Origin of the sequence: Microbacterium sp. 77mftsu3.1 (assembly GCF_900100525.1) — a bacterium.
GTDB lineage: Bacteria > Actinomycetota > Actinomycetes > Actinomycetales > Microbacteriaceae > Microbacterium > Microbacterium aquilitoris.
This window is the reverse complement of sequence record NZ_FNCR01000003.1, coordinates 427,011-447,458: the sequence shown is the minus strand read 5'-3', so window position 1 is coordinate 447,458 and position 20,448 is coordinate 427,011. Positions and strand designations below refer to the sequence as shown.

Below are 20,448 nucleotides of genomic sequence, written 5' to 3'. Positions count from 1 at the left end.
ACCCTGTGTCATGCGAGGTACAGTGATGACACCACGTGACATCACGACCGGAGGAACCGACATGCCCCGACACCACGACGCCGCCGTCCTCGCCGCGCCCCGCGCGCGACTTTCCGTCGAGCGGATGCCGACGCCCGACCCGGCGGCAGGCGAGGTCGTCGTGCGCGTCCACGCCGTCGCGGTCAATCCGGTCGACTGGGTCATCCAGGGCACGGGTTCGGTCACCTACCGGTGGCTGCCGACGCCGGCGGTACTCGGCTCCGACGTCGCCGGCGACGTGGTCGCTATCGGCTCCGAGGTCACGCGGTTCCGCGTCGGTGATCGTGTCTTCGGGCTCGCGACGGGAACGGATCGCGGTCGCGATTCCCGGCGCGAGGGCGCGTTCCAGCAGTACACGACGCTCCTGGAACACCTCACGGCCCCCATCCCGGACGGCATCTCGGACGTGGAGGCCTCCGTCCTCCCCCTCGGCGCCTCCACCGCCGCGTGCGCGCTGTTCCAGCCGCGCCATCTCGGACTGGCGATCCACGACCCCGCCGACGCCCGTCCCCGCGACCGCGGGGTCGTCGTCGTGTGGGGCGGGTCGACGAGCGTCGGCATGAACGCGATCCAGCTCGCCCGCGCGGCCGGATACGACGTGGTCAGCACGGCGTCGCCGCGCAACGCCGACCTCGTCAGGTCGCTCGGTGCCGACGTCGTCGCCGACCACGGTTCCCCCCGCGCCGTCGACGATCTCGTGGCGGGGATCGGCGGGCGCCCCGTCGTCGGTGCCGTGGCCCTCGGCGAGACGTCGACCGCCGGATGCCTCGAGGTGCTGCGCCGGACGGGCGGTTCGGTTCTCGCGATGGCGAGCATGCCCGTCTCGCTCGCTGAGCTCGCCGGGCGCCGCCGGCTCTTCCCCGCGATGCTGCCCACGTTCGCACGCCTGGGGCTGAGGACGCTTCTGCTGAACGCTCGCGCGCGTCGGGCTGGCATCCGAGCCGCCTTCATCTGGGGGACGAGCCTGCGCGACGACGAGATCGGGCGCCGGCTGTGGGGGCGACTGCTGCCGCAGTGGCTGGCGGACGGCACCGTCCGTCCGCTGCCCGAGCCGGTCGTGGCCGGCGACGGGGTGGGTGCGATACAGGAGGCGCTGGATCGTCAGCGCGCGGGAGTTTCCGCGCAGAAGATCGTCGTGACCCTCTGAACCGGAGCGGGTCGCCGGGCGATCACGCCGGGATCTCGACGAGGCGGAACCAGTGGCCGGTCGGCTGCAACCGGGCGAGAACCGGAAGGAAGTGCGGATCGCTGACGTGACCGTCGAACTCCACGTCCGCGATCCCGCGCTCCGCCAGCACGTCGAGCGAGCGGCGGATGCAGGCTTCGACGAGGCGCTCGCCGTCGGGGGCCGCGGCATCCGTCGTCTCCGCCGTCAGCAGCGGGGTCTCGCCGTCAAGGTAGACGAGGGCGAGCGCGAGGACCCGACCGGTCGCATCCCTCACGACGGAGGATGCCTCGGTGTCGATCTCGTCCCACAGGTCCTCGTTGAGCGCATCGGCGAAGGCGGGTCCGACCGGGCTCCACGACGCATGCGTCCACTCGTAGATCCGGGCGTTCGCCGCCTCGATCACCGTCCGGTCGACCGCGTCGACGGCGATCACAGCCGGATCGGCGCGCAGGGCGGCCCGCGCCGTGGTCGTCGACTCCGCAGGCGGCACGACCTGGATCGTCCGTGCGCCGAGCGCGTCGGCGAAGGCGAGCGCGGGGTCGTCCACGTATGCGCGTGTCATGAGGGGGAGGGGCGCGGCGCGAAGGCCTGTGAGGTGCCGGACGGCGGCGGTGCCGATCCCGCGACGGCGGTGTGCGGGGTGCACCACGACGTCCACCCAATAGCGGTCGCCGTGCACGCGGCTCGTCCACATGATCCCGACGGCGACGATCTCGTCGGTCTCCAGGGCCACGGCTCGGGTGTGCTCGCCGCGCCAGAGATCCGGTCGGAGCTCGTGTCCCGCCGTCCACTCGGGAGCGGAGGTCAGGTCTGACTCGCGCAGCGGTCTGAACTCCACCGGAGGATCCTTCCGCGCGTCGGGGTCAGAGCTGGGCGCCGTCGTCGTCACGGTCGTAGATTCCCTGGTTCCGCCCGCGGCGCGACTCGTAGGCGATGAGCCACCCGATCGAGATCGCCGCCGCCAGGACGAGCCCGACCCACACGTTCTGCCAAATGAGTCCGAACAGGATGCCGCCGGCGAACAGCAGAACCGTCCCGAGGATCCAGAATCCGCGTCCTCGCTGTCGCTGCACCATGCGGCCAGCCTACGGTTCCCGTCGCCCGGCGCTCGCGCTTCGGACCGTAGGGCGTTACCGTGACGCGCATGAGGCTCATTCGTCCGGAGCTGGCCGACCATATCGTCCACGCCAGCGTCGAGCAGCCCGGGGTGGAGCGCCCGGTACTCCTGTGGCATCACGGCTCCCCGCAGACCGGTGCCGTCCTGCCGCCCGTGGCCGCGATGGCGGATGCCGCAGGTTTCGACGTCGTCTCCATCGCCCGGCCGGCGTACGGGGGAGCGCCCCGCCTGCCCGGGCGAAGCGTCCGTGACGCGGCCGCACGGGCCGCCGACGTGTTGGACATCCTCGACCTTCGGGACGTCGTGTCGGTGGGAGCCTCCGGGGGCGGCCCCCATGCCCTCGGCGTCGCTGCACTCTCACCCGAGCGCGTCGCCGGCGTCGTCACCCTCGCGTCGATCGCCCCGTTCCGTCCCGGCGACGCGTCGTGGTTCTCGGGCATGGCCGATCCGTCCGGTCTTCGATCCGCCACCGCGGGGATCGCGTCGCGCACGGCTCACCTCGAGGTCGAGGAGTTCGATCCGACCAGCTTCGTCGAGGCGGACTACCGCGCGCTCGAAGAGACATGGGCGTCGCTGGGCGAGGACGTCGCGGCATCCGCGCGGTGGGGGTCGGACGGATTGGTCGACGACGACGTCGCCTTCACCCGGCCGTGGGGGTTCGCGCTCGCCGACGTCGTCGCTCCGGTGATGGTCCTGCAGGGCGAGCTCGATCGCGTCATCCCGCCGTCGCATGCGACCGCGATCGCCGGCGGCATCCCTCAGGCGACGCTGCTGCGGATCCCTGACGTCGGACACATCGCGGTCCTCGACCATTTGCCCGCCGCACTCGCTGCGCTCCAGCGGATCTGACGGTCAGCGGCCCCGGTGGTCCTCCGGGGCGAGGCGGGGACCGCGTCGCGGCTCGATGACGCCACTGGCCCCGATGAGGCGGATGACCCGCTGCCGCTGTCCCTTCCACGGCTCGAGCAGCTCCCGCATCCCGTCGTCGTCGACGCGTGAGCCGGTCAGCGCGTAGCCCACCTGATGGGCGACGTGATAGTCGCCGAAGCTGACCGCGTCGGGGTCGCCGAAGGCGCGGATGCGGGTCTCGGCACTCGTCCAGACGCCCACGCCCGGCAGGCTCGTGAAGACCCGGTCGCGGTCGTCTCCCGTCGTGGCCGCGGCGGCGGCACGCTCGATCGAGGCGCGGCGGCGTGCGGCGTCGACGATCGTGCGCGACTGCGGCGGTTCGAGGCCAGCGCGGTGCCACGACCAGCTCGGTATCATCCGCCAGTCCGCCGGCGGTGCGTACATCTGCCGCGGTGTCGGGCCGGGCGCGGCGTCGCCGTAGCGGGTCAGGATCCAGCGCCACGCCCCGAAGGCCTGCAGCCCCGTGACCTTCTGCTCGAAGACGCTGCTGACGAGCGCATCGAAGACGAGGTCGGTCGCCCCGATCCGCAGGTCGGGCCGCCGGTGGTGGGTCGCCGCGATGAGCGGATGCCGAGACGCATCGAAGTCGCCGGGGTCGTCGTCCGCGCCGCACAGCCGCGGCAGCTGGTCGAGTGTCCACGCGGCACCCGGTCCCCAGGCGGCCGCCCGGACCGTTCGCAGACCCGGGCGGATCGCGATCGTCGCGAGCCCCTCGGGAGTGCGGGTCGCCCGCCAGATGACGCCGTCCGCCGTGGTCTGCGACGGGTCGTGCGCTCCGCGCTGCTGATACCGGATCGCGCCCGCCACGTCGGTGGGAACGGTCGGGCGGTACTCCGCCTCGAGCGGCTTCAGGTGCGAGGACGGCGACGGATGCGGCATCCGTTCACGCAGTCCCGACCTCATGCCGACACCCTACGTCCGGGCGCCGACAGCGGCCTGATCAGAAGCGGTCGGGCGAGGGGGTGCCGTGGCCGTAGCGGATCACGACGTCGGCGTGCCGGTCGAAGCGGTAGCCGATGCCGCGCACCGTGCGGACGATGTCCTCGTAGCGGCCGAGCTTGGAGCGCAGCCGGCGGACGTGGACGTCGATCGTGCGCTCGCCGGGAGCGTCGTCGCCGTCGGTGTGGCTCCACAGCGATGAGACGAGCTCGGTGCGTTCGATAGTGCGGCCCTCGCGCAGCACGAGGTACTGCAGCAGCTCGAACTCCTTGAAGGTGAGCGACGCGGTCTCGCCGTCGATGTGCACGCGGCGACGGGAGATGTCGATCGTCACGCCGCCGGGCACGTGCTCGTCGAGGGGCTCTTCGGGCTTGGTGCGGGCGACGGCGGCGGGCTCGTGCAGGGCGAGTCGCACGACGTCGACGTCGCGGCCACCGGCGCCGACCGGGGCGAGGGCGACCGTCGCGTGGGTCTCGGCAGACGGGGCGAGCTCGGCGATCGTCCGGCGGAGCGCATCGACGATGACCGAGAGGCTGACGCCGTCAGCGGCGGCCTTCAGCTCGTCGAGACCGACGTAGAGGGCGAACCCGCGGGGGGCGGTGCCGGCGGGGAGTCCCTTAGGAGCGGGGCGCTCCGTCACAGGCGGCGTGGCGATGTCCTCGACGGCGCGGAGGTGACGGGGAGCGGCGGGGGCGGAGAGGAGAGCGGAGGTCGACATGGCGATGTCCTTCGAAGGGGGAACCCGGAGCGGGACGTGGGTTCGAGAGTGTTGCGCGGGTGGCCTCGCATAGGCCGATGTGCGAGAAACCGGCATCCGCGTTGTGGGCGGCAAAGCTGGAGTCTCGGGGGTCGGACTCGCCGTGTTCAGAAACGGCGGCGCGACCCGGCGGGGATCACCGTGTCAGCGACACATTCGGCAACACATGACAGCACGCTGCGGCATCATGATGCCGGCAGTTCCGTTCGCCTCCCGGGCGGACAGAGTGCGTGCGAAGTCAGTCATGTGGCCGATTATGACGAACCGCGTCGGGATGTGTCAAACCGCCCGGCCCCGAGGACCTCCGCATGACGGAATGTGACAGATTGCTCAATCCGTCGGAGATCGTGTGTGGCACCCGGCGATCGGCGTAGCGTGAGCGCATGAGCGAGCTGATCTTCACCGACGAGAAGGATGCCGCGCGGTACAGCCTGCACCGCGGCAAGGATCTCGTCAGCATCCTCGATTACAACGACGACGGCACGACGATCGCGTTGACCCGTGCGTACACGATCCCCACTTTCCGTGGGTCCGGGTACGCGGGAGAGTTGGTGCGGCGGGTGGTGTCGGACCTCGAGCGCCGTGGTGATCGGCGCGTCATCCCCGTCTGCTGGTACGTCGCCGACTGGTTCGACGCGAACCCGGGTCACGAGTCCCTCCTGAAGGAGCGGCGGACGGCCTAGGCCTCACCGGGCTTCGGATCGCGGATCCGCCAGCCCAGGTTCTCGAGTGCTCCCTTGAGCCTGTCGGCGGCGGCCCGGGCGACTGCTGTCGACTCGTCGGAGCAGACGTCGATGGCGAGCGGCGGCGGGTCGGCGAACTTAGGGATCTGGACTTCCGCCCACGCGCCGGGGGAGAGGCTCACGCGCGGATAGGCGGTACGCGCATGCTCGACGACACCGTCGCACGCGAACGCGATCGTCTCCAGAGCGTCGGGCTTCGTGATCGGCAGGTCGACGACGAGAGTCACCACGAACGGCCCGCCCGCCGTGTCCCGACCGTGTCCCGACATCCCGTTCCCTCCGCCCCGTCCTCTTCGTTCGTAGTCGCGACGCGGCGACCGGGTCAAGCCCGTCGACCGCCCGACACATCCGGGCCAGCATGGCTGCACGACCACGATGAGGAGACGGCCATGGACAACGACGCAGACGACCGGACGAGCGAAGCGGCCCCCGCCGGTGGATGGTCGGAGGAGGACACCGCCGTCGTCGCCTCCGGCGCCGTCACGAATGAGCAGAAGGAAGCGGCCGACGAGGCCGATCGGGGCCGGGGCGACGGTGCCCCGATGCCGGAGCCCGCATCCGACCAGTTCGTCGAGAGCGCCGAGATCCAGCAGGGCCTCGACCCCGACGTGCTGACGGATGAGCAGGCGGATCGTCGCGCCGAGTGAGCCCCCTGGTGGACGCGGACACGCGGGCGTACCGTGACGGCCATGTGCCGCAACATCGTTCCGCTCCACAATTTCGAGCCGGCGGCGACGGATGCCGAGTGCTACGACGCCGCGCTGCAGTTCGTCCGCAAGATCAGCGGGATGAACAAACCGTCGCAGGCGAACACCGAGGCGTTCGACCGCGCCGTCGACGAGATCGCCGCGGCGACGCGACGGCTCCTGGACGACCTCGTGTCGACGGTCCCTCCGAAGGATCGCGATGAAGAGGCGGAGAAGCGTCGTGCCCGCTCCGCGGACCGCTACGAGGCCCTCCGGGAGTTCCAGGACCGGAAGAAGGCGGAGCGCGTCGCCGCATCCTGACATCGCCCTCGTCCGCCGGGCTGCCGGTAACGTGGGACGGTCATGACATCGCCTGTAACAGCCAGCATCCCCCTGTCCTCCTCGCAGCGCTGGCGGGCGTTCTGGGTCTGCGTGTCGGTGGCCGCGTTCACGATCCTCGACCTCAGCAAGGTCAACGTCGGGCTCCCCGCCATCGAGACCTCCCTCGGTGCGACCTCGACCCAGCTGCAGCTCGTCGTCTCGGGGTACATCCTCACCTTCGGCCTCGCACTCGTCCCGTTCGGCCGCCTCGGAGACCAGCGGTCGCGCAAGGCCCTCTTCATCATCGGCCTCAGCCTCTTCACCCTCACGAGCGCCGCGTGCGCACTCGCGCCGAGCATCGAGGTGCTCATGGCGGCCCGACTCGTGCAGGGCATCGCGGCCGGCATCCAGATGCCGCAGGTCATGGGCACGATCCAGCAGCTGTTCACGGGCAAGGAACGCGGCCGCGCGTTCGGCCTCTTCGGTGCGACGATCGGCATCGCGACCGCGTTCGGACCCACCCTCGGCGGACTGATGATCGCGATCGGTGGAGAGACCGACGGGTGGCGCGGCATCTTCTGGTTCAACGTGCCCCTCTGCCTGCTCGTGCTCGCCGGCGTCATCTGGCTGCTGCCGCAGACGCGCACCGCGAGCGGAAAGCGCCTGCAGCTCGATCCGATCGGCATCGTCCTCTTCGCTTTCACGGTCATCTCGTTGATGTGGCCGTTCCTGTTCACGACCGGCTCGCCCGATGACGACCCCAACCGCTGGTGGCTCCTGACGGCCTTCGTCCTGTTCGCGACGCTGTTCTTCTGGTGGGAGCGGCGGTACGCGGCATCCGGCCGTCAGCCCCTCATCCCGTTCCGGATGTTCCGCATCCCCTCGTATCGAAACGGCACGTTCGTGGTGGTCGCCTACTTCACCGCGATCCCGCCGATGTTCCTGCTGGGGACGCTGTTCCTGCAGATCGGTGTGGGCCTCGAGCCGGTCTTCGCGGGCATGGTCTCGATCGGCTTCGCGGTCGCGAGCGCCTTCTCGTCGTATTACGGCGGACTGCTCGTCAACCGGTTCGGTCGCCAGCTGGTGACCATCGGGCTGCTGACCGTCCTCGTCAGCGTCGTGGCGCTCACGATCGTGGCGTACACGATGCCGCCCGAGACCGTCGCCTACGGCATGGCCGCCGCGCTCCTGGTCGCGGGCGCGGGAGGTGGCCTCGTGGTCTCGCCGAACCAGACCCTCACCCTGTCCGAGATCCCGGTCCGCGAAGGCGGACTCGCGGGATCCGTCGGTCAGCTCGGCCAACGCGTGGGCACCGCCGTCGGCACCGCCATCGGACTGTCCCTGTTCTACGCGACGATCTACCGCGAATCGGATGCCGGCCTCGAATCCCTCGCCGTCTTCCACGACGCGTACGCCTACGGGATGGCGGCGGTCGGGCTCTTCCTGGCGATCGCGACCCTCATCTCGGTCGTCGATCTGATCAACCTGCGTCGTCGAGGAGCGGTGTCTCCCGCCTCCGAGTGACGCCTGCGCGGCACGCCTCGGCGGCGATGTCGGAGCCTCGACCTAGCGTGTGAGCATGCGCATCCTGCACACCTCCGACTGGCACATCGGGCGGACCTTCCACGGTCACTCCACGCTCGATGCGCTCCGAGGTGTGCTGAGCGAACTGACGGCGCAGGTCCGCGAGCACGGCGTCGACGTCGTGATCGTCGCGGGTGACGTGTTCGACTCCGCGACCCCGGCCGCCGCGTCGTACACGCTCCTGTCCGACGTCCTCCGCGGCATCGCCGACGCGGGTGCACGGGTCATCGTCACGAGCGGCAACCACGACTCCGCGGCGCGGCTCGGGTTCCAGGCAGGGCTGCTGCGCGACGGCATCCACGTCCTGACCGATCCGGATGCCGTCGGTACCCCGCTCACGATCGAGGACGCCGACGGGCCGGTGCGGTTCTACGGCATCCCGTACCTCGAGCCGGCGCTCCTGCGTCACCGGTGGGAGGGGGTGCGGACCCAGGCCGCCGTCCTCGGGCGGGCGATGGACCTCGTCCGCGCCGACCTCGCCGAACGGGGCGGGCGGTCGGTGGCGATCGCGCACTGCTTCGCCGCGGGCGTCGAGCCGACGCCTCAGCTCGAGCGCGACATCCAGCAGGGCGGTCTCGATGTCGTGCCCCTGTCGACCTTCGACGGTGTCGACTACATGGCGCTCGGGCACATCCACGGGCGGCAGCGTCTGTCCGAGAGTGTCCGCTACGCCGGCGCGCCTCTGCACTACAGCTTCGGCGAGGGCGACAAGCCCCGCGGCTCCTGGCTCATCGACCTGGATGCCGACGGCCTCGCCGGCGTCGAGTGGCTCGACCTGCCGGTTCCCCGTCGCCTCGTGACGCTCCGCGGTCCGTTCGCCGAGATCCTGACCGACGAGGCGCTCGCCGAGCATGCGGAGGCATGGGTGTGCGTCGAGTACACCGACGACCTGCCCGAGGCCGACCCGCTCCGTCGGCTGCAGCAGCGGTTCCCCTTCTGTGCGAAGGTCGTGCACGCGCCTGCCAAGGTCCGCACCGGCGACACGGCGACCTACGTCGACCGCGTCCGCGCGGCGCGCTCCGACCGCGAGTTGGTCGAGGCCTTCCTCGAGCACGTGCGAGAGGGGCAGGGGGCGACCGAGCGCGAGGCCGGGCTCATCGACGAGGTGCTCGACGAGCGCGTCCGCCAGGAGGCGATGGCGTGAAGCTGCACCGCCTCGAACTCACCGGGTTCGGGCCGTTCCGCGAGCGTCAGGTCGTCGACTTCGACGCCTTCGACGACGACGGTCTCTTCCTGATTTCGGGGCGCACGGGCGCCGGCAAATCCAGCATCCTGGACGGCGTCAGCTTCGCCCTCTACGGCTCGGTACCGCGCTACGAGGGCGGCGACCGGCGTCTCCGGAGCGACCACAGCTTCCTCACCGACCCGACCGAGGTGCGCCTCGAGTTCACGGTCGGGGGCACCCGTTGGCGCGTGACGCGCGCGCCCGAATACGAGCGGCCCGCCAAACGCGGCGGCGGTCTGACCCTCGAACCGGCGCGCGCCGAGCTCGAGGAGTGGGTCGACGACCGGTGGGTCGGACGTGCCGCAAAGCAGCGCGAGGTCGGGATCGCCCTCGACGAGGTGCTCGGGCTCAGCGCGCAGCAGTTCCAGCAGGTCATCCTGCTCGCGCAGAACAAGTTCTCCCGGTTCCTGCTCGCGGCCAACGCTGAACGCCAGCAGCTGCTTCGCACCCTCTTCGGGACCAAGCGCTTCGAGGCGTACAAAGACGCTCTCGACGAGCGACGGCGCGACGCGCAGAAGCGGCTCGACGAGACCGGCGCCAGGGTGCGCACACTCCTCGAGGTCGCCGAGCGCGAGGTCGCGGCCCACGACCTCCACGGGACCGATACGGGCGACGCGCCCCTCGAATCCGACGTCCTCGGACGTAAGGACGCCGTCGAGCGCGCACTCGCCCGAGCCGAGTACCGGGTCGACGCCCGCGGTAACGAACGAGCGGTCGCGACGTCCCGGGCCGAGGCGGCGGCCGCCGAGCATCGGCGGCTCGTCCAGATCGCGGAGCGTCTTGCCGACCTTGAGAAGGCGCGCACGGATCTCTCCGCGCGCGAGTCCGAGTCCGCCGAGATCGACGCCCTTCGGGGGCGCCTCGACCGCGCACGTGCTGCGGAGGCGCTGCGCGCTCCCGTCGAGAACGCGACGCGTGCGGCGGGAGTGCTGGCTGCGGCGCAGACGGATCGTCGTGCCGCTGAGGACGCCTGGAACACCGCGGGCGGTTCGCCGGACGACGACCTCGCCGCGACGGTCGACGATCTCACGAGCCGCATCGCCCGCGCCCAGGCTGCCGCCGAGGCGGAGCGGGATGCCGCGGCCCTCGGTGACGCGCAACAGCGTCGCCGCGACGAGCTGGCCGGCTTGGATGAGGCACTCCGCGACCTGGATGCCGTGCTCTCGGCCGTTCCCGAGCGCAGGCAGCGCGCGGCGAAACAGCTCGCAGAAGCCCGCGCCATCGCGGGGCGGCACGATGACCTCGCCGCCTCGCGCATCGATCTCGACGCGCGACTCGACGCCGCCCGGTCGCTTGAGCGGCTGACTCCCCGCGCGGCCGACGCCGACGCCGCGTACCTCGACGCCAACGCGGCCTCCGCCGCGGCATCAGCTCGCGTCGGAGAGCTGCTCCGCCGCCGCCTGCGCGGGTACGCGGGAGAGCTCGCGGCATCCCTCGCCGACGGTGAACCGTGCGCGGTCTGCGGCTCGACGGCGCACCCCCGCCCGGCCGTGCACGACAGCGAACCGGTCACCGACGACGACCTCGCAGCCGCCGAGAAGGCGCGGGACGACGCGGCAGCGGCGGAGAAGGATGCCGCGAGGGCGGCCGCCGCAGCGCGAGAAGCCGTCACGACGGCCGCGGCCACGGCAGGCGGTCGCGGGGCCGACGATCTGGCTGCCGCCCTGGCCGACCTCGACGACGAGCTCGCGGCCGCTGCGGCGGCGCGTTCGCGCGTCGACGAACTGACGCGCGACGCCGAGCAGATCGACGCGCTCGAGGCAGACGCCGTCCGCGAAACAGCTGCTCTTCGAGAGCGCGCGGGCGCTCTGCGCGAAGAGCTCGCGACGGTCGAGGGCACGCTCCAGACCGCGCGGCGAGCGGTCGAGGCGGCGCGCGGCGATCACGAGAGCGTCGCCGCGCGCATCGCCGCCGATGAGGAGCTCCGCCGTCTCGCTGCGCGTCTGCTCGAAGCCCGTCGTGACGAGCAGACCCGTCGAGAGGCGGCCAACGCCGCAGCGGGCGACCGCGACGCGCGCATCGCCGACACGGTGTTCGAGACCCTCGACGACGTCGTCGCGGCGTTGCTGCCGGCCGACGAGACGAGCCGACTCGCGCATCGGGTCGAGGAGCATGCCGCCGCCCTCACCGCCGCGCGGGCGCGCGCTCTCGAGCTCGAACTCGAGACCGTCGACGCGCACCTCGAGCCCGAAGCCCTGGCCGCCGCGGCACGCGCAGCGGCCGAGGCGGACGAGGCCCGCTCCGCCGCGATCACCGCCGAGGCCGACTCCGTCAACGTCGCGACGGGCCTGCGCGACCTGGTCGAGCGCATCGACGCCGCCGCGGGCGCCGTTGCGAGCCAGGCCGAGGATGCCGCCGCGATCACGCGTCTCGCCGACACCGTCGCGGGCAGGGCTCCCAACACGATGAAGATGGACCTCGAGACCTTCGTCCTTGCGGCCGAGCTCGAGGAGATCGTCGCCGCCGCGAACCTGCGCCTGGCCGAGATGTCGTCGGGCCGGTACACCCTGCGTCACTCCGATGCGAAGCAGGCTCGGGGCGCGGCATCCGGTCTGTCCATCGAGGTCCTCGACGCGCACACGGGACGGCTCCGCTCGCCGCAGTCGCTCTCGGGCGGCGAGACCTTCCTGGCCTCGCTCGCGCTCGCCCTGGGACTCGCCGAAGTGGTCACGTCGCGTGCCGGCGGCATCCGGCTCGACACGCTGTTCATCGACGAGGGCTTCGGCTCGCTCGACCCCGAGACACTCGAGCTCGCGATGCGGACTCTTGACGAGCTGCGTGCCGGCGGCCGTATCGTGGGCGTCATCAGCCACGTCGAGGCGATGAAGGAGCAGATCCCCGCCCAGCTCGTCGTCGAGGCGACCCCCGAAGGCCCCAGCATCGTCCGGCAGGACGTCGTGGCGCAGCCCTTAGGCTGAAGGCATGAGAAAAGGCACGATCTGGACCATCCTCGGCGTCGTCGTCGCGGTGATCATCGCGTGGATCGTCGTCGACATCGCGCTCAAGGCGATCTTCCTCGTCGGCAAGCTCCTGCTCGTCGCCGTCGTCGCGCTGATCGTCTTCTTCGTGCTGCGTTCGCTGTTCAGCCGCCGGGACGCCTGAGGTCTCTCGCGGACGTCAGACGCCGTACAGCTCGCTGATGCGCTCGCGCAGCTGACCGCTGCAGATCGCGACGGCGTCACGCCAGTCGGTGATCGCATCGTCCTGCGCGCTGTCAGAGACCGCCTTCAGGATGCGGATCGGCACACCGAACTGCTGGGCCACCCAGATGTAGGCGTATGCCTCCATGTCGACGAGTGTTCCGCCGAGGGCGCGGATCGCCTCGACCGTGTCGGCGTCGTCGACGAAGTGGTCGCCCGTCGCGATCGTCGTCCCCTCGCGGCCGGCGATCGACACCGTCGGCGGCAGCGAGACGTGCTGACCTGCGACGCCGTCGACGTCCGACACGTCGTGCTGCAGCGCGGTGGTCACCTCGTGCACACCCACCGTCTCGGCATCCACCGATCCGGCGGTGCCGACGACCACGATCTCGTCGTAGCTCGCGCGGTCCAGCGCTCGCGTCAGGGCGTACGTGGCCTGCAGCTTGCCGGGCCCGGTGACGAGCCGGTCGAAGCCGGGGAGCTCCTCGGGGAAGGCGACGAGTTCGGAATCCAGAGCGGCGACGAGGAGCTTCACCGAACCATCATCCCACCGTGGATCAGGACGCTTCGCCGGGGAAGGCCGCATCGAGCTCCGCGAGCCACGCCGTCGCGTTGCCGTCGGACGGTGCACGCCAGTCGCCGCGCGGCGAGAGTGAGCCGGCGGGCGACACCTTCGGCGCGTTCGGGACGGCGCTGCGTTTGAACTGCGCGAACCCGAAGTAGCGCTTCAGGAACACCCGCATCCACCGCACGATGGTCGCGCGGTCGTAGGCGAACCGGTCGTCGGCGGGGAAGCCCGGAGGCCACGCTCCGGTCTCCGCATCCGACCAGGCGTGCTCGGCGAGGAAGACGATCTTCGACGGGCGGAAGCCGTAGCGGAGCACGTGGAAGAGCGTGAAGTCGTGCAGGGCGTACGGCCCGATCGTGCTCTCGGTCGACTGGACTTTGCCGTCCTGACCGGCCGGCACGAGCTCGGGGCTGATCTCGGTGTCGAGGACGGCCTGGAGCACCTCCTTCGCACGGTCGGTCAGAGTCGCGCCCGACTCGTCGCTGTGCGCGATCACCCAGCGGATGAGGTGCTGGATGAGGGTCTTGGGCACGCCCGCGTTGACGCCGTAGTGGGCCATGTGATCGCCGACACCGTAGGTCGCCCAGCCGAGGGCGAGCTCCGACAGGTCCGACGTGCCGATGACCACGCCGCCGCGCTGGTTGGCGAGGCGGAACAGGAAGTCGGTGCGGGCGCCGGCCTGCACGTTCTCGAACGTCACGTCGTAGACGGGCTCGCCCTTCGCGAACGGATGCCCGAGCCCGGCCAGCAGCTCGGTCGCCATCGGACGGATGTCGATCGTCTCGATCGTCGCGCCGATCGCCTCGGCGAGGGCGATCGCGTTCGACTTCGTGTGCTCGCCGGTCGCGAAGCCCGGCATCGTGAAGGCCAGGATGTCGCTGCGCGGGCGTCCCATGCGGTCCATGGCGCGCGCGACGACGAGGAGGGCGTGGGTCGAGTCGAGCCCGCCCGAGACGCCGATCACGGGCTTCGGCTGCCCGATCGCGCGGAGGCGCTGCTCGAGACCCGACACCTGGATGTTGAAGGCCTCGTAGCAGTCGAGGTCGAGGCGGGCGGGGTCGTCCGGCACGAAGGGGAACCGGTCGAGCGGGCGGCGGAGCCCCGAGACGGATGCCGCGGGCCCGACCGTGAAGGGGATGCGATTCGACCAGGTGGATTCGCTGCGGGCGTTGTCCTCGAAGGTGCCCTGACGCAGGCGATCCTGGCGGAGGCGATCGAGGTCGATGTCGGCGATCGCGTGCCGCGGTCCGTCGGGGAAGCGCTCGGTCTCGGCGAGGAGCGTGCCGTTCTCGTAGATCAGCGTCTGCCCGTCCCACGAGACGTCGTTCGTCGACTCGCCCTGGCCGGCGGCGGCGTACACGTAGGCGGCGAGGCAGCGGAAGGACTGCGACTGCGCGAGGACACGGCGGTCCTCGGCGCGGGCGATCGTGATCGGGCTGCCCGAGAGGTTCAGGAGAACGGTCGCGCCGGCGAGGGCCGCGTGCGAGGACGGCGGCACCGGCACCCAGAAGTCCTCGCAGATCTCGGCGTGGACGACGAGTCCGGGGACGTCGGTCGCCTCGAAGAGCAGGTCGGTACCGACCGGCACCTCGTCGCCCGCAAGCGTCACGGTGTCGGGTGCGCCGTCGCCGCGTGCATACCAGCGGGATTCGTAGAACTCGCGGTAGGTGGGCAGGTGCGACTTGGGCGCGACGCCGAGCACGCGCCCGCGGTGGATGACGACGGCGCAGTTGTAGAGCCGGTTCTGGATGCGCAGCGGTGCGCCGACGACGAGGAGGGGGGAGAGGTCGACGGATGCCGCGACGAGCGTCTCGATGGCCGTGAGGACGGCGTCGAGCACGACGTCCTGCATGACGAGGTCCTCGATCGCGTACCCCGAGAGGCCGAGTTCGGGGAAGACGGCGACGGCCACACCCTCGTCGTGGCAGGCGCGGGCGCTGGTCAGGACCGCCTCGGCGTTGGTCGCCGGATCGGCGATCGCGACCGGCACCGTGCACGCGGCGACGCGCGCGAAACCGTGCCGGTAGGGGTTCTCGAACGGGAGGTCCTGGGTCACGGCTCCAGTCTGTCAGGTGCCCGCCCGCGTGCGGCAGCCTGTGCTTTCATCGTCAGGTGCCCACCCGTGCCGGCGGATACCCGCCGCTCCCGCCGCCGTATCCGCTCCCGAAGGACTGGCGGGTCGGCACGCCCACCCGCATCCGTCCGTGGACGGTCGTGATCTACAGCCTGGTCGTGCTCGGGAGCGCTGCGGCGCTCGCGTTCGCGGTGCTCGGCGGGAACGTCGGTGCCGCGACGTGGTGGGTGCTCGTCTTCGCGGGCGCGACGCTCGGGTTCGGCGTCCACTTCGAGCGCGCCGGCGGTGAACGGGGCATGCCGGAACTCCTCAACGCCGTCGCCCTGACGCGAGCGGAGAAGCGCCCTCCCGACTCGTGGGTGCACTTCTTCCGCGAGCGCGGTGCCGGGTCGTGGGTGAGCGCGTGGTTCACCGTGGCGGGCGTCGTCTCGACCGCGGCGTTCGTCTGGGCGATCGTCCGGTCCGTGACGACGGATGCCGCCCTCGCCCTCATCTGGCTCATCCCGCTGCTCCTGGGGGCTCTCGTGGTCCTCCTGGCGGGCAGCATCGCGATCGTCTCGACGTGGCGCGCGGCATCCTTCGGTCGGCTGCCTATCGGCGTCGGGATCGGACCGTCGGGCGTGACCCGCTACTACCTCGACGACACGGACGACATCGACTGGGCCCGCATCGCGCGCGTCGCCCCGACGGTGTCGGCCGTCGACGAGACGACGGGGGACTTCACCCCGTCCGTCGAACTCCGAGCCGCCGATGACGAGATCCTGCTCGACCTCAACATCAGCGGCTTCCGCGCCCACGCGTGGCTCATCTACGCCTCCATCCGGTTCTGGGCGGAGCATCCCGAGATGCGCCACGAGCTCGGGACGACGTTCGCGCAGCAGCGCATGGACGGGTGGCGTCGCGGCATGCTCGGGAAGAGTGTCGGCGACCGCGGATAGTGTCGATTCCCGAGAGGGGATCATGCGATACATCGAAGACGACGGCCGGATCGTCTGGAGCGCGAGCGACCTGAAAGCCGCGGCCGAGTGCGAATTCGCCTGGCTGCGGGTGATCGACGCGAAGCTCGGCCGGATCGCGGCGGTCGACGATCCGGAAGACCTCACCCTCGAACGCGCGGGCCGCCTCGGCACCCAGCACGAGCGGCGGGTGTACGAGGCCTACCGCGTCGCGCACCCGGGGGCGGTCGTCGAGATCCCCGAGACGAGATCGTCGGATGCCGCGGGCCTGGCGGCGGCGGTCGCCGCGACCGATGCGGCGCTCGCCGATCCCGCCGTCCACGTCGTCTACCAGGCGGCGTTCTCGACCGAGGAGTTCGTCGGCTTCGCCGACTTCCTCGTCCGCGGCGACGACGGCCGCTGGATCGTGCAGGACACCAAGCTCGCCCGCCACGCGCGGGTCACGGCCCTCATGCAGCTGGCGGCATACGTGGATCAGCTCGACCGACTCGGTGTGCCCCGCGCCGACGAGGTGCAGCTGCTCCTCGGCGACGGCACGACCTCGACGCACGCCGTCCGCGACCTCATGCCGGTCTTCTCACTGCGACGCGAGCGCCTCCGCGCGCTCATCGCCGACCGGGACCTCGCCGCCGGTGCGGCAGGCGAGCCCATCCCGTGGGGCGATGACCGCGGCGAGCTCCGGGTCGTCGCGTGCGGACGGTGCGCGACGTGCGATCTCGAGGTCGTCTCCCACCGCGACCTGTTGCTGGTCGCCGGCATGCGTCCCGTCCAACGCGACCGCCTCCGCGCGGCGGGCATCACGACGATTGACGACCTCGCGGCATCCCGCGAAGCTCCTCCTCGGATGTCGTGGGACACGTTCTCGGGGCTCCGGACCCAGGCGCGCCTGCAGCTCGAGAGCCCCGCCGGCGGCGTCGACGACACCCCCGCCGGGACGGGGCCCGCGATCCCGACGTTCGACGTCGTCTTCCCCAAGGCCCTGGGGGCACTGCCGCGACCCGACCACGGCGACCTGTTCTTCGACTTCGAGGGCGACCCGCTCTATACCGAGGGCGCGGCCGTGCAGTGGGGGATCGATTACCTGTTCGGCTGGGTCGACGAGACCGAGCAGTACTCCGCGCTGTGGGCCCACTCGTTCGCCGACGAGAAGCGCGCGCTCGAGGACTTCCTCGAGTTCGTCGCCGTCCGCCGCCGCGCCCACCCGGGCCTGCACATCTACCACTACGCGCCGTACGAGCCGACGCACCTGCTCGCCATGGCGGCACGGCACGGCGTAGGCGAAGCGGCCGTCGATCGGCTGCTCCGCGACGGAGTGTTCGTCGACCTCTACCCGATCGTCCGGCGTGCCCTGCGCGTCGGCTCGCGGTCGTACTCCATCAAGAAGCTCGAACCGCTCTACATGGGCGACGAGGTGCGCACGAGCGACGTGCAGCGCGGGGACGACTCGATCGTCCGCTACGTCGAGGCTCGCGGATTGCAGGATGCCGGCGATGACGAGGCCGCGCGTATGATCCTCGACGACCTCGCCGATTACAACCGCTACGACTGCGTGTCGACGCGTCGGCTGCGCGACTGGCTCGTGGAGCGGGCCCGCGAGGCGAACCTCGTGCCCTCGCGGGAGCCCGACGCCGGCGAAGCCGTCTATGAGCCCTCGCCGCGCGCGGATGCGCTCGCCCGGTTCGCCGCCGACGCCGAGGACGAATCGGTCGCGCAGGCGCTCCGACTCGGGGCGGCGGCGATCGACTACTACCCGCGCGAGGCGAAGACCTTCTGGGCGACGCATTTCCTCCGCCTCCGCGAGCCGGTGTCGGTCTGGGAGGACACCCGCGACGTCGTGGTCGTCGATCGCGACCGCTGCCGGGTGCTCACCGATTGGCACCGCCCGGAAGGCCTGACCGCCGTCCGCCGTGTCGTCGAAATCCGGGGCGAGTTCGCCCCCGGCACGCGGGTGACCGTGGGGCAGAGCCCGTATGCCGTCTACGAGCTGCCGGCGCCGTTCCCCATCGAGACGAGCCCGCGGTGGATCCACGCGGCGCGGTCCATCTCCGTCGTCGACGTCCTCGACGACGGTGTCGTGATCGAGGAGAACGCCTATCAGGGGTTCACCTGGCAGGAGCTGCCCGTCGCGCTCACCCCGCCCGCGCCACCGCGAGCAGGCAGCCAGCAGGCCGCCGTCGACGAGTGGGCCGACGCCGTGCTGGCCGCGGCGCCGGCACTGCCGACCGATCCCGCGACCGACCTGCTGCTCCGCCGCCCGCCGCGCCGTGAGACCCCGTTGCCGCGCACCGGCGACGACGTCGCCGACATCTCCGCGGCGCTCGCTGAGGCGACCGACGGCTACCTCGCCGTGCAGGGCCCTCCGGGGACGGGCAAGACCTACGTCGGGTCGCACGTCGTGGCGCGCCTCGTTCGCGAGCGCGGCTTCCGCGTCGGCGTCGTCGCGCAGTCGCACAACGTGGTGGAGCACATGCTCGACCGGATCGTCGAGGCGGGGGTGGATGCGGCGCAGGTCGCCAAGGCGCCCAAGGGGCCCGCCACCGGGCAGGAACGCTTCACCGTCATCGCCAAGAACCAGCTCTCCGCCTACATCGACTCCCAGCCCGCGGGGTTTGTCGTGGGCGGCACGGCATGGGACCTCACCCACACCGGACGGGTCGGGCGCCGCTCGCTCGATCTGCTCGTCATCGACGAGGCGGGTCAGTTCTCGCTCGCCTCGACCATCGCGGTCTCGGCCGCCGCGAAGCGGCTGCTGCTGCTCGGCGACCCGCAGCAGCTGCCTCAGGTCAGCCAGGGCACCCACCCCGAGCCCGTCGACACGTCGGCACTCGCGTGGGTGATGGACGACCATGCGGTCATCCCGGCAGATCGCGGCTACTTCCTCGCCCGCACGCGACGGATGCGGCCGGAGGTCGCCGAACCCGTCTCGCAGCTCGCCTACGAGGGCCGGCTCGAGGCCCACCCCGACACGGCGCTCCGGCGGCTCGAGGGCGTGCCCGCCGGTGTGATCCCCGTGCCGATCGCCCACACGCGCAACGCGACCCAGTCGCCGGAGGAGGCGGAGGAGGTCGTCCGGATCGTCCGCGACCTCAGCGGCACCCCCTGGTCCGACGGCGACGCCACCCGTCCCCTCGCACCCGAGGATGTCATCGTCGTCACGCCCTACAACGCGCAGCAGGTGCTCGTCGAAGAGGCGCTCGTCGCGGCAGGGTTCCCCGGCGTGCGCGTCGGGACGGTGGACCGGTTCCAGGGGCAGGAGGCGGCCGTCGTCGTCGTCTCGCTCGCGGCGTCGTCGGGTCGCGATGCGCCGCGCGGGCTCGAGTTCCTACTGCTGCAGAACCGCATCAACGTCGCCGTCTCGCGTGCGATGCACACGGCCTACGTCGTCTACAGCACGGGCCTGCTCGACGACCTGCCGCGCACGCCCGACGGGGTCGCGCGTCTCAGCGCGTTCGCCCGTCTGGTCGGGACGGCATCAGCAGAGGGGGCGGTGCCGCCCCAGACCGAGCTGTCTCAGACGGTGCCGCCTCAGACCGTCCCGTAGAGGCGGTCGCCCGCGTCGCCGAGGCCGGGGACGATGTAGCCCTTCTCGTTGAGGCGCTCGTCCATCGCGCCCAGCACGAGGGTCACATCGCGGTCGCCGACCTGCTTCTCGATGGCGGCGACGCCTTCGGGGGCGGCGAGGATGCAGACCGCGGTGACGTCCTGCGCGCCGCGCGCGAAGAGGAAGTCGATCGCGGCACCGAGCGAGCCGCCGGTGGCGAGCATCGGGTCGAGGACGAAGCACTGCCGATCGCTCAGGTCGTCGGGAAGCCGCTCGGCGTACGTGTACGGCTCGAAGGTCTCCTCGTTGCGAGCCATGCCGAGGAAGCCGACCTCGGCCGTCGGCAGCAGCGTCGTCATGCCCTCGAGCATGCCGAGACCGGCGCGGAGGATCGGGACGACCAGCGGGCGGGGCTCGCTGATCTTGAGTCCGGTCGTGCGGGTGACCGGGGTGTCGATCTCGATCTCCTCGACGCGGACGCCGCGGGTCGCCTCGTACGCGAGGAGCGTGATGAGCTCCTCCGTCAACTGGCGGAAGACCGGTGAGGTGGTGCGCTTGTCGCGCAGCACCGTGAGCTTGTGGGTGATGAGGGGGTGGTCGGCGACGTGCACACGCATGAGCCCAAGGGTACCGGGGCTACGCTGACCTCGTGAGTCTGCCCGTTCCCGCCGCCGATGATGC

19 protein-coding genes are annotated in these 20,448 nt (G+C 71.3%); 11 read left to right on the top strand and 8 right to left on the bottom strand.

The features are described 5' to 3' along the window. Positions 1-61: 61 nt before the first annotated feature. A complete protein-coding gene (locus BLR68_RS10745) occupies positions 62-1,186 on the top strand; it encodes a zinc-binding alcohol dehydrogenase family protein (protein ID WP_018186816.1) in 1,125 nt (374 codons plus the stop codon). A 22-nt stretch (positions 1,187-1,208) separates the two neighbouring features. On the opposite strand, the gene BLR68_RS10740 is transcribed toward BLR68_RS10745, so the two are convergent. After that, positions 1,209-2,045 carry a GNAT family N-acetyltransferase gene (locus tag BLR68_RS10740; RefSeq protein ID WP_018186817.1) on the bottom strand — a complete coding sequence of 279 codons (837 nt, stop codon included), beginning with the start codon at positions 2,043-2,045 and terminating at the stop codon, positions 1,209-1,211. A gap of 25 nt (positions 2,046-2,070) precedes the next feature. Then, positions 2,071-2,283, bottom strand: coding sequence for a hypothetical protein (locus BLR68_RS10735; protein ID WP_018186818.1), 213 nt, complete (start codon positions 2,281-2,283; stop codon positions 2,071-2,073). A 68-nt stretch (positions 2,284-2,351) separates the two neighbouring features. Here BLR68_RS10735 and BLR68_RS10730 point away from each other — a divergent pair, with 68 nt between their 5' ends. Continuing rightward, complete coding sequence (locus tag BLR68_RS10730; protein WP_018186819.1) at positions 2,352-3,173, top strand: alpha/beta fold hydrolase; 822 nt, start codon at positions 2,352-2,354, stop codon at positions 3,171-3,173. A 3-nt stretch (positions 3,174-3,176) separates the two neighbouring features. Here the strand turns inward: BLR68_RS10730 and BLR68_RS10725 are convergent, their stop codons facing one another. Beyond that, positions 3,177-4,112 (bottom strand): DNA-3-methyladenine glycosylase family protein, encoded by a 936-nt coding sequence (locus tag BLR68_RS10725; RefSeq protein ID WP_018186820.1) that lies wholly within the window; start codon positions 4,110-4,112, stop codon positions 3,177-3,179. Positions 4,113-4,173: 61 nt separating this feature from the next. Then, positions 4,174-4,890, bottom strand: a complete 717-nt coding sequence (locus tag BLR68_RS10720; protein WP_018186821.1) for a winged helix-turn-helix domain-containing protein — start codon at positions 4,888-4,890, stop codon at positions 4,174-4,176. 422 nt (positions 4,891-5,312) lie between these two features. Between BLR68_RS10720 and BLR68_RS10715 the strand changes: the two genes are divergently transcribed. Then, a complete protein-coding gene (locus BLR68_RS10715; protein ID WP_018186822.1) occupies positions 5,313-5,612 on the top strand; it encodes a GNAT family N-acetyltransferase in 300 nt (99 codons plus the stop codon). On the opposite strand, the gene BLR68_RS10710 is transcribed toward BLR68_RS10715, so the two are convergent. Next, positions 5,609-5,941 carry a hypothetical protein gene (locus BLR68_RS10710; RefSeq protein ID WP_018186823.1) on the bottom strand — a complete coding sequence of 111 codons (333 nt, stop codon included), beginning with the start codon at positions 5,939-5,941 and terminating at the stop codon, positions 5,609-5,611. The two genes, BLR68_RS10715 and BLR68_RS10710, sit on opposite strands and share 4 nt — an antisense overlap. Before the next feature lie 120 nt (positions 5,942-6,061). On the opposite strand from BLR68_RS10710, the gene BLR68_RS10705 reads away from it, so the two are divergent. From BLR68_RS10705 to BLR68_RS10680, 6 genes are read left to right on the top strand one after another with little or no spacing between them, the layout of a single operon-like run. Then, positions 6,062-6,319 carry a hypothetical protein gene (locus tag BLR68_RS10705; RefSeq protein ID WP_018186824.1) on the top strand — a complete coding sequence of 86 codons (258 nt, stop codon included), beginning with the start codon at positions 6,062-6,064 and terminating at the stop codon, positions 6,317-6,319. 42 nt (positions 6,320-6,361) lie between these two features. Then, positions 6,362-6,679, top strand: a complete 318-nt coding sequence (locus BLR68_RS10700) for a DUF2277 domain-containing protein (RefSeq protein ID WP_018186825.1) — start codon at positions 6,362-6,364, stop codon at positions 6,677-6,679. 42 nt (positions 6,680-6,721) lie between these two features. Beyond that, positions 6,722-8,203, top strand: coding sequence for an MFS transporter (locus BLR68_RS10695; protein WP_026302857.1), 1,482 nt, complete (start codon positions 6,722-6,724; stop codon positions 8,201-8,203). Positions 8,204-8,258: 55 nt separating this feature from the next. Further along, on the top strand, positions 8,259-9,407 hold the full coding sequence (locus BLR68_RS10690; RefSeq protein ID WP_020665440.1) for an exonuclease SbcCD subunit D: 1,149 nt from the start codon (positions 8,259-8,261) through the stop codon (positions 9,405-9,407). Continuing rightward, positions 9,404-12,406 (top strand): AAA family ATPase, encoded by a 3,003-nt coding sequence (locus BLR68_RS10685; RefSeq protein ID WP_018186828.1) that lies wholly within the window; start codon positions 9,404-9,406, stop codon positions 12,404-12,406. Before BLR68_RS10690 ends, BLR68_RS10685 begins: the two co-directional genes overlap by 4 nt. Positions 12,407-12,410: 4 nt before the next feature. Next, complete coding sequence (locus BLR68_RS10680; protein WP_018186829.1) at positions 12,411-12,590, top strand: hypothetical protein; 180 nt, start codon at positions 12,411-12,413, stop codon at positions 12,588-12,590. Between the two features lie 15 nt (positions 12,591-12,605). On the opposite strand, the gene BLR68_RS10675 is transcribed toward BLR68_RS10680, so the two are convergent. Then, entirely contained in the window at positions 12,606-13,163 is a 558-nt protein-coding gene (locus tag BLR68_RS10675; RefSeq protein ID WP_018186830.1) for a nucleosidase, read from the bottom strand. A gap of 22 nt (positions 13,164-13,185) precedes the next feature. Next, the gene (locus BLR68_RS10670) at positions 13,186-15,252 is read right to left on the bottom strand and encodes an NAD(+) synthase (RefSeq protein ID WP_018186831.1); all 2,067 of its coding nucleotides are present in this window, start codon (positions 15,250-15,252) and stop codon (positions 13,186-13,188) included. Positions 15,253-15,308: 56 nt separating this feature from the next. Between BLR68_RS10670 and BLR68_RS10665 the strand changes: the two genes are divergently transcribed. Together BLR68_RS10665 and BLR68_RS10660 are read left to right on the top strand one after the other, a co-directional pair. Then, positions 15,309-16,208, top strand: a complete 900-nt coding sequence (locus tag BLR68_RS10665; RefSeq protein ID WP_018186832.1) for a hypothetical protein — start codon at positions 15,309-15,311, stop codon at positions 16,206-16,208. Positions 16,209-16,230: 22 nt separating this feature from the next. Continuing rightward, entirely contained in the window at positions 16,231-19,767 is a 3,537-nt protein-coding gene (locus BLR68_RS10660) for a TM0106 family RecB-like putative nuclease (RefSeq protein ID WP_040570558.1), read from the top strand. Here BLR68_RS10660 and upp read toward each other — a convergent pair. Next, positions 19,752-20,384 carry a uracil phosphoribosyltransferase gene (upp, locus tag BLR68_RS10655; protein WP_018186834.1) on the bottom strand — a complete coding sequence of 211 codons (633 nt, stop codon included), beginning with the start codon at positions 20,382-20,384 and terminating at the stop codon, positions 19,752-19,754. The genes BLR68_RS10660 and upp overlap by 16 nt on opposite strands. Positions 20,385-20,448: the final 64 nt, after the last annotated feature.

What these genes read in the sequence shown, in the direction of transcription:
- BLR68_RS10710 (WP_018186823.1), bottom strand. Translation starts at nt 5,941, where the DNA reads ATGTCGGGACACGGTCGGGACACGGCGGGCGGGCCGTTCGTGGTGACT.
- BLR68_RS10700 (WP_018186825.1), top strand. Translation starts at nt 6,362, where the DNA reads ATGTGCCGCAACATCGTTCCGCTCCACAATTTCGAGCCGGCGGCGACG.
- BLR68_RS10690 (WP_020665440.1), top strand. Translation starts at nt 8,259, where the DNA reads ATGCGCATCCTGCACACCTCCGACTGGCACATCGGGCGGACCTTCCAC.
- BLR68_RS10730 (WP_018186819.1), top strand. Translation starts at nt 2,352, where the DNA reads ATGAGGCTCATTCGTCCGGAGCTGGCCGACCATATCGTCCACGCCAGC.
- BLR68_RS10745 (WP_018186816.1), top strand. Translation starts at nt 62, where the DNA reads ATGCCCCGACACCACGACGCCGCCGTCCTCGCCGCGCCCCGCGCGCGA.
- BLR68_RS10725 (WP_018186820.1), bottom strand. Translation starts at nt 4,112, where the DNA reads ATGCCGCATCCGTCGCCGTCCTCGCACCTGAAGCCGCTCGAGGCGGAG.
- BLR68_RS10680 (WP_018186829.1), top strand. Translation starts at nt 12,411, where the DNA reads ATGAGAAAAGGCACGATCTGGACCATCCTCGGCGTCGTCGTCGCGGTG.
- BLR68_RS10705 (WP_018186824.1), top strand. Translation starts at nt 6,062, where the DNA reads ATGGACAACGACGCAGACGACCGGACGAGCGAAGCGGCCCCCGCCGGT.
- BLR68_RS10660 (WP_040570558.1), top strand. Translation starts at nt 16,231, where the DNA reads ATGCGATACATCGAAGACGACGGCCGGATCGTCTGGAGCGCGAGCGAC.
- BLR68_RS10695 (WP_026302857.1), top strand. Translation starts at nt 6,722, where the DNA reads ATGACATCGCCTGTAACAGCCAGCATCCCCCTGTCCTCCTCGCAGCGC.
- upp (WP_018186834.1), bottom strand. Translation starts at nt 20,384, where the DNA reads ATGCGTGTGCACGTCGCCGACCACCCCCTCATCACCCACAAGCTCACG.
- BLR68_RS10735 (WP_018186818.1), bottom strand. Translation starts at nt 2,283, where the DNA reads ATGGTGCAGCGACAGCGAGGACGCGGATTCTGGATCCTCGGGACGGTT.
- BLR68_RS10715 (WP_018186822.1), top strand. Translation starts at nt 5,313, where the DNA reads ATGAGCGAGCTGATCTTCACCGACGAGAAGGATGCCGCGCGGTACAGC.
- BLR68_RS10720 (WP_018186821.1), bottom strand. Translation starts at nt 4,890, where the DNA reads ATGTCGACCTCCGCTCTCCTCTCCGCCCCCGCCGCTCCCCGTCACCTC.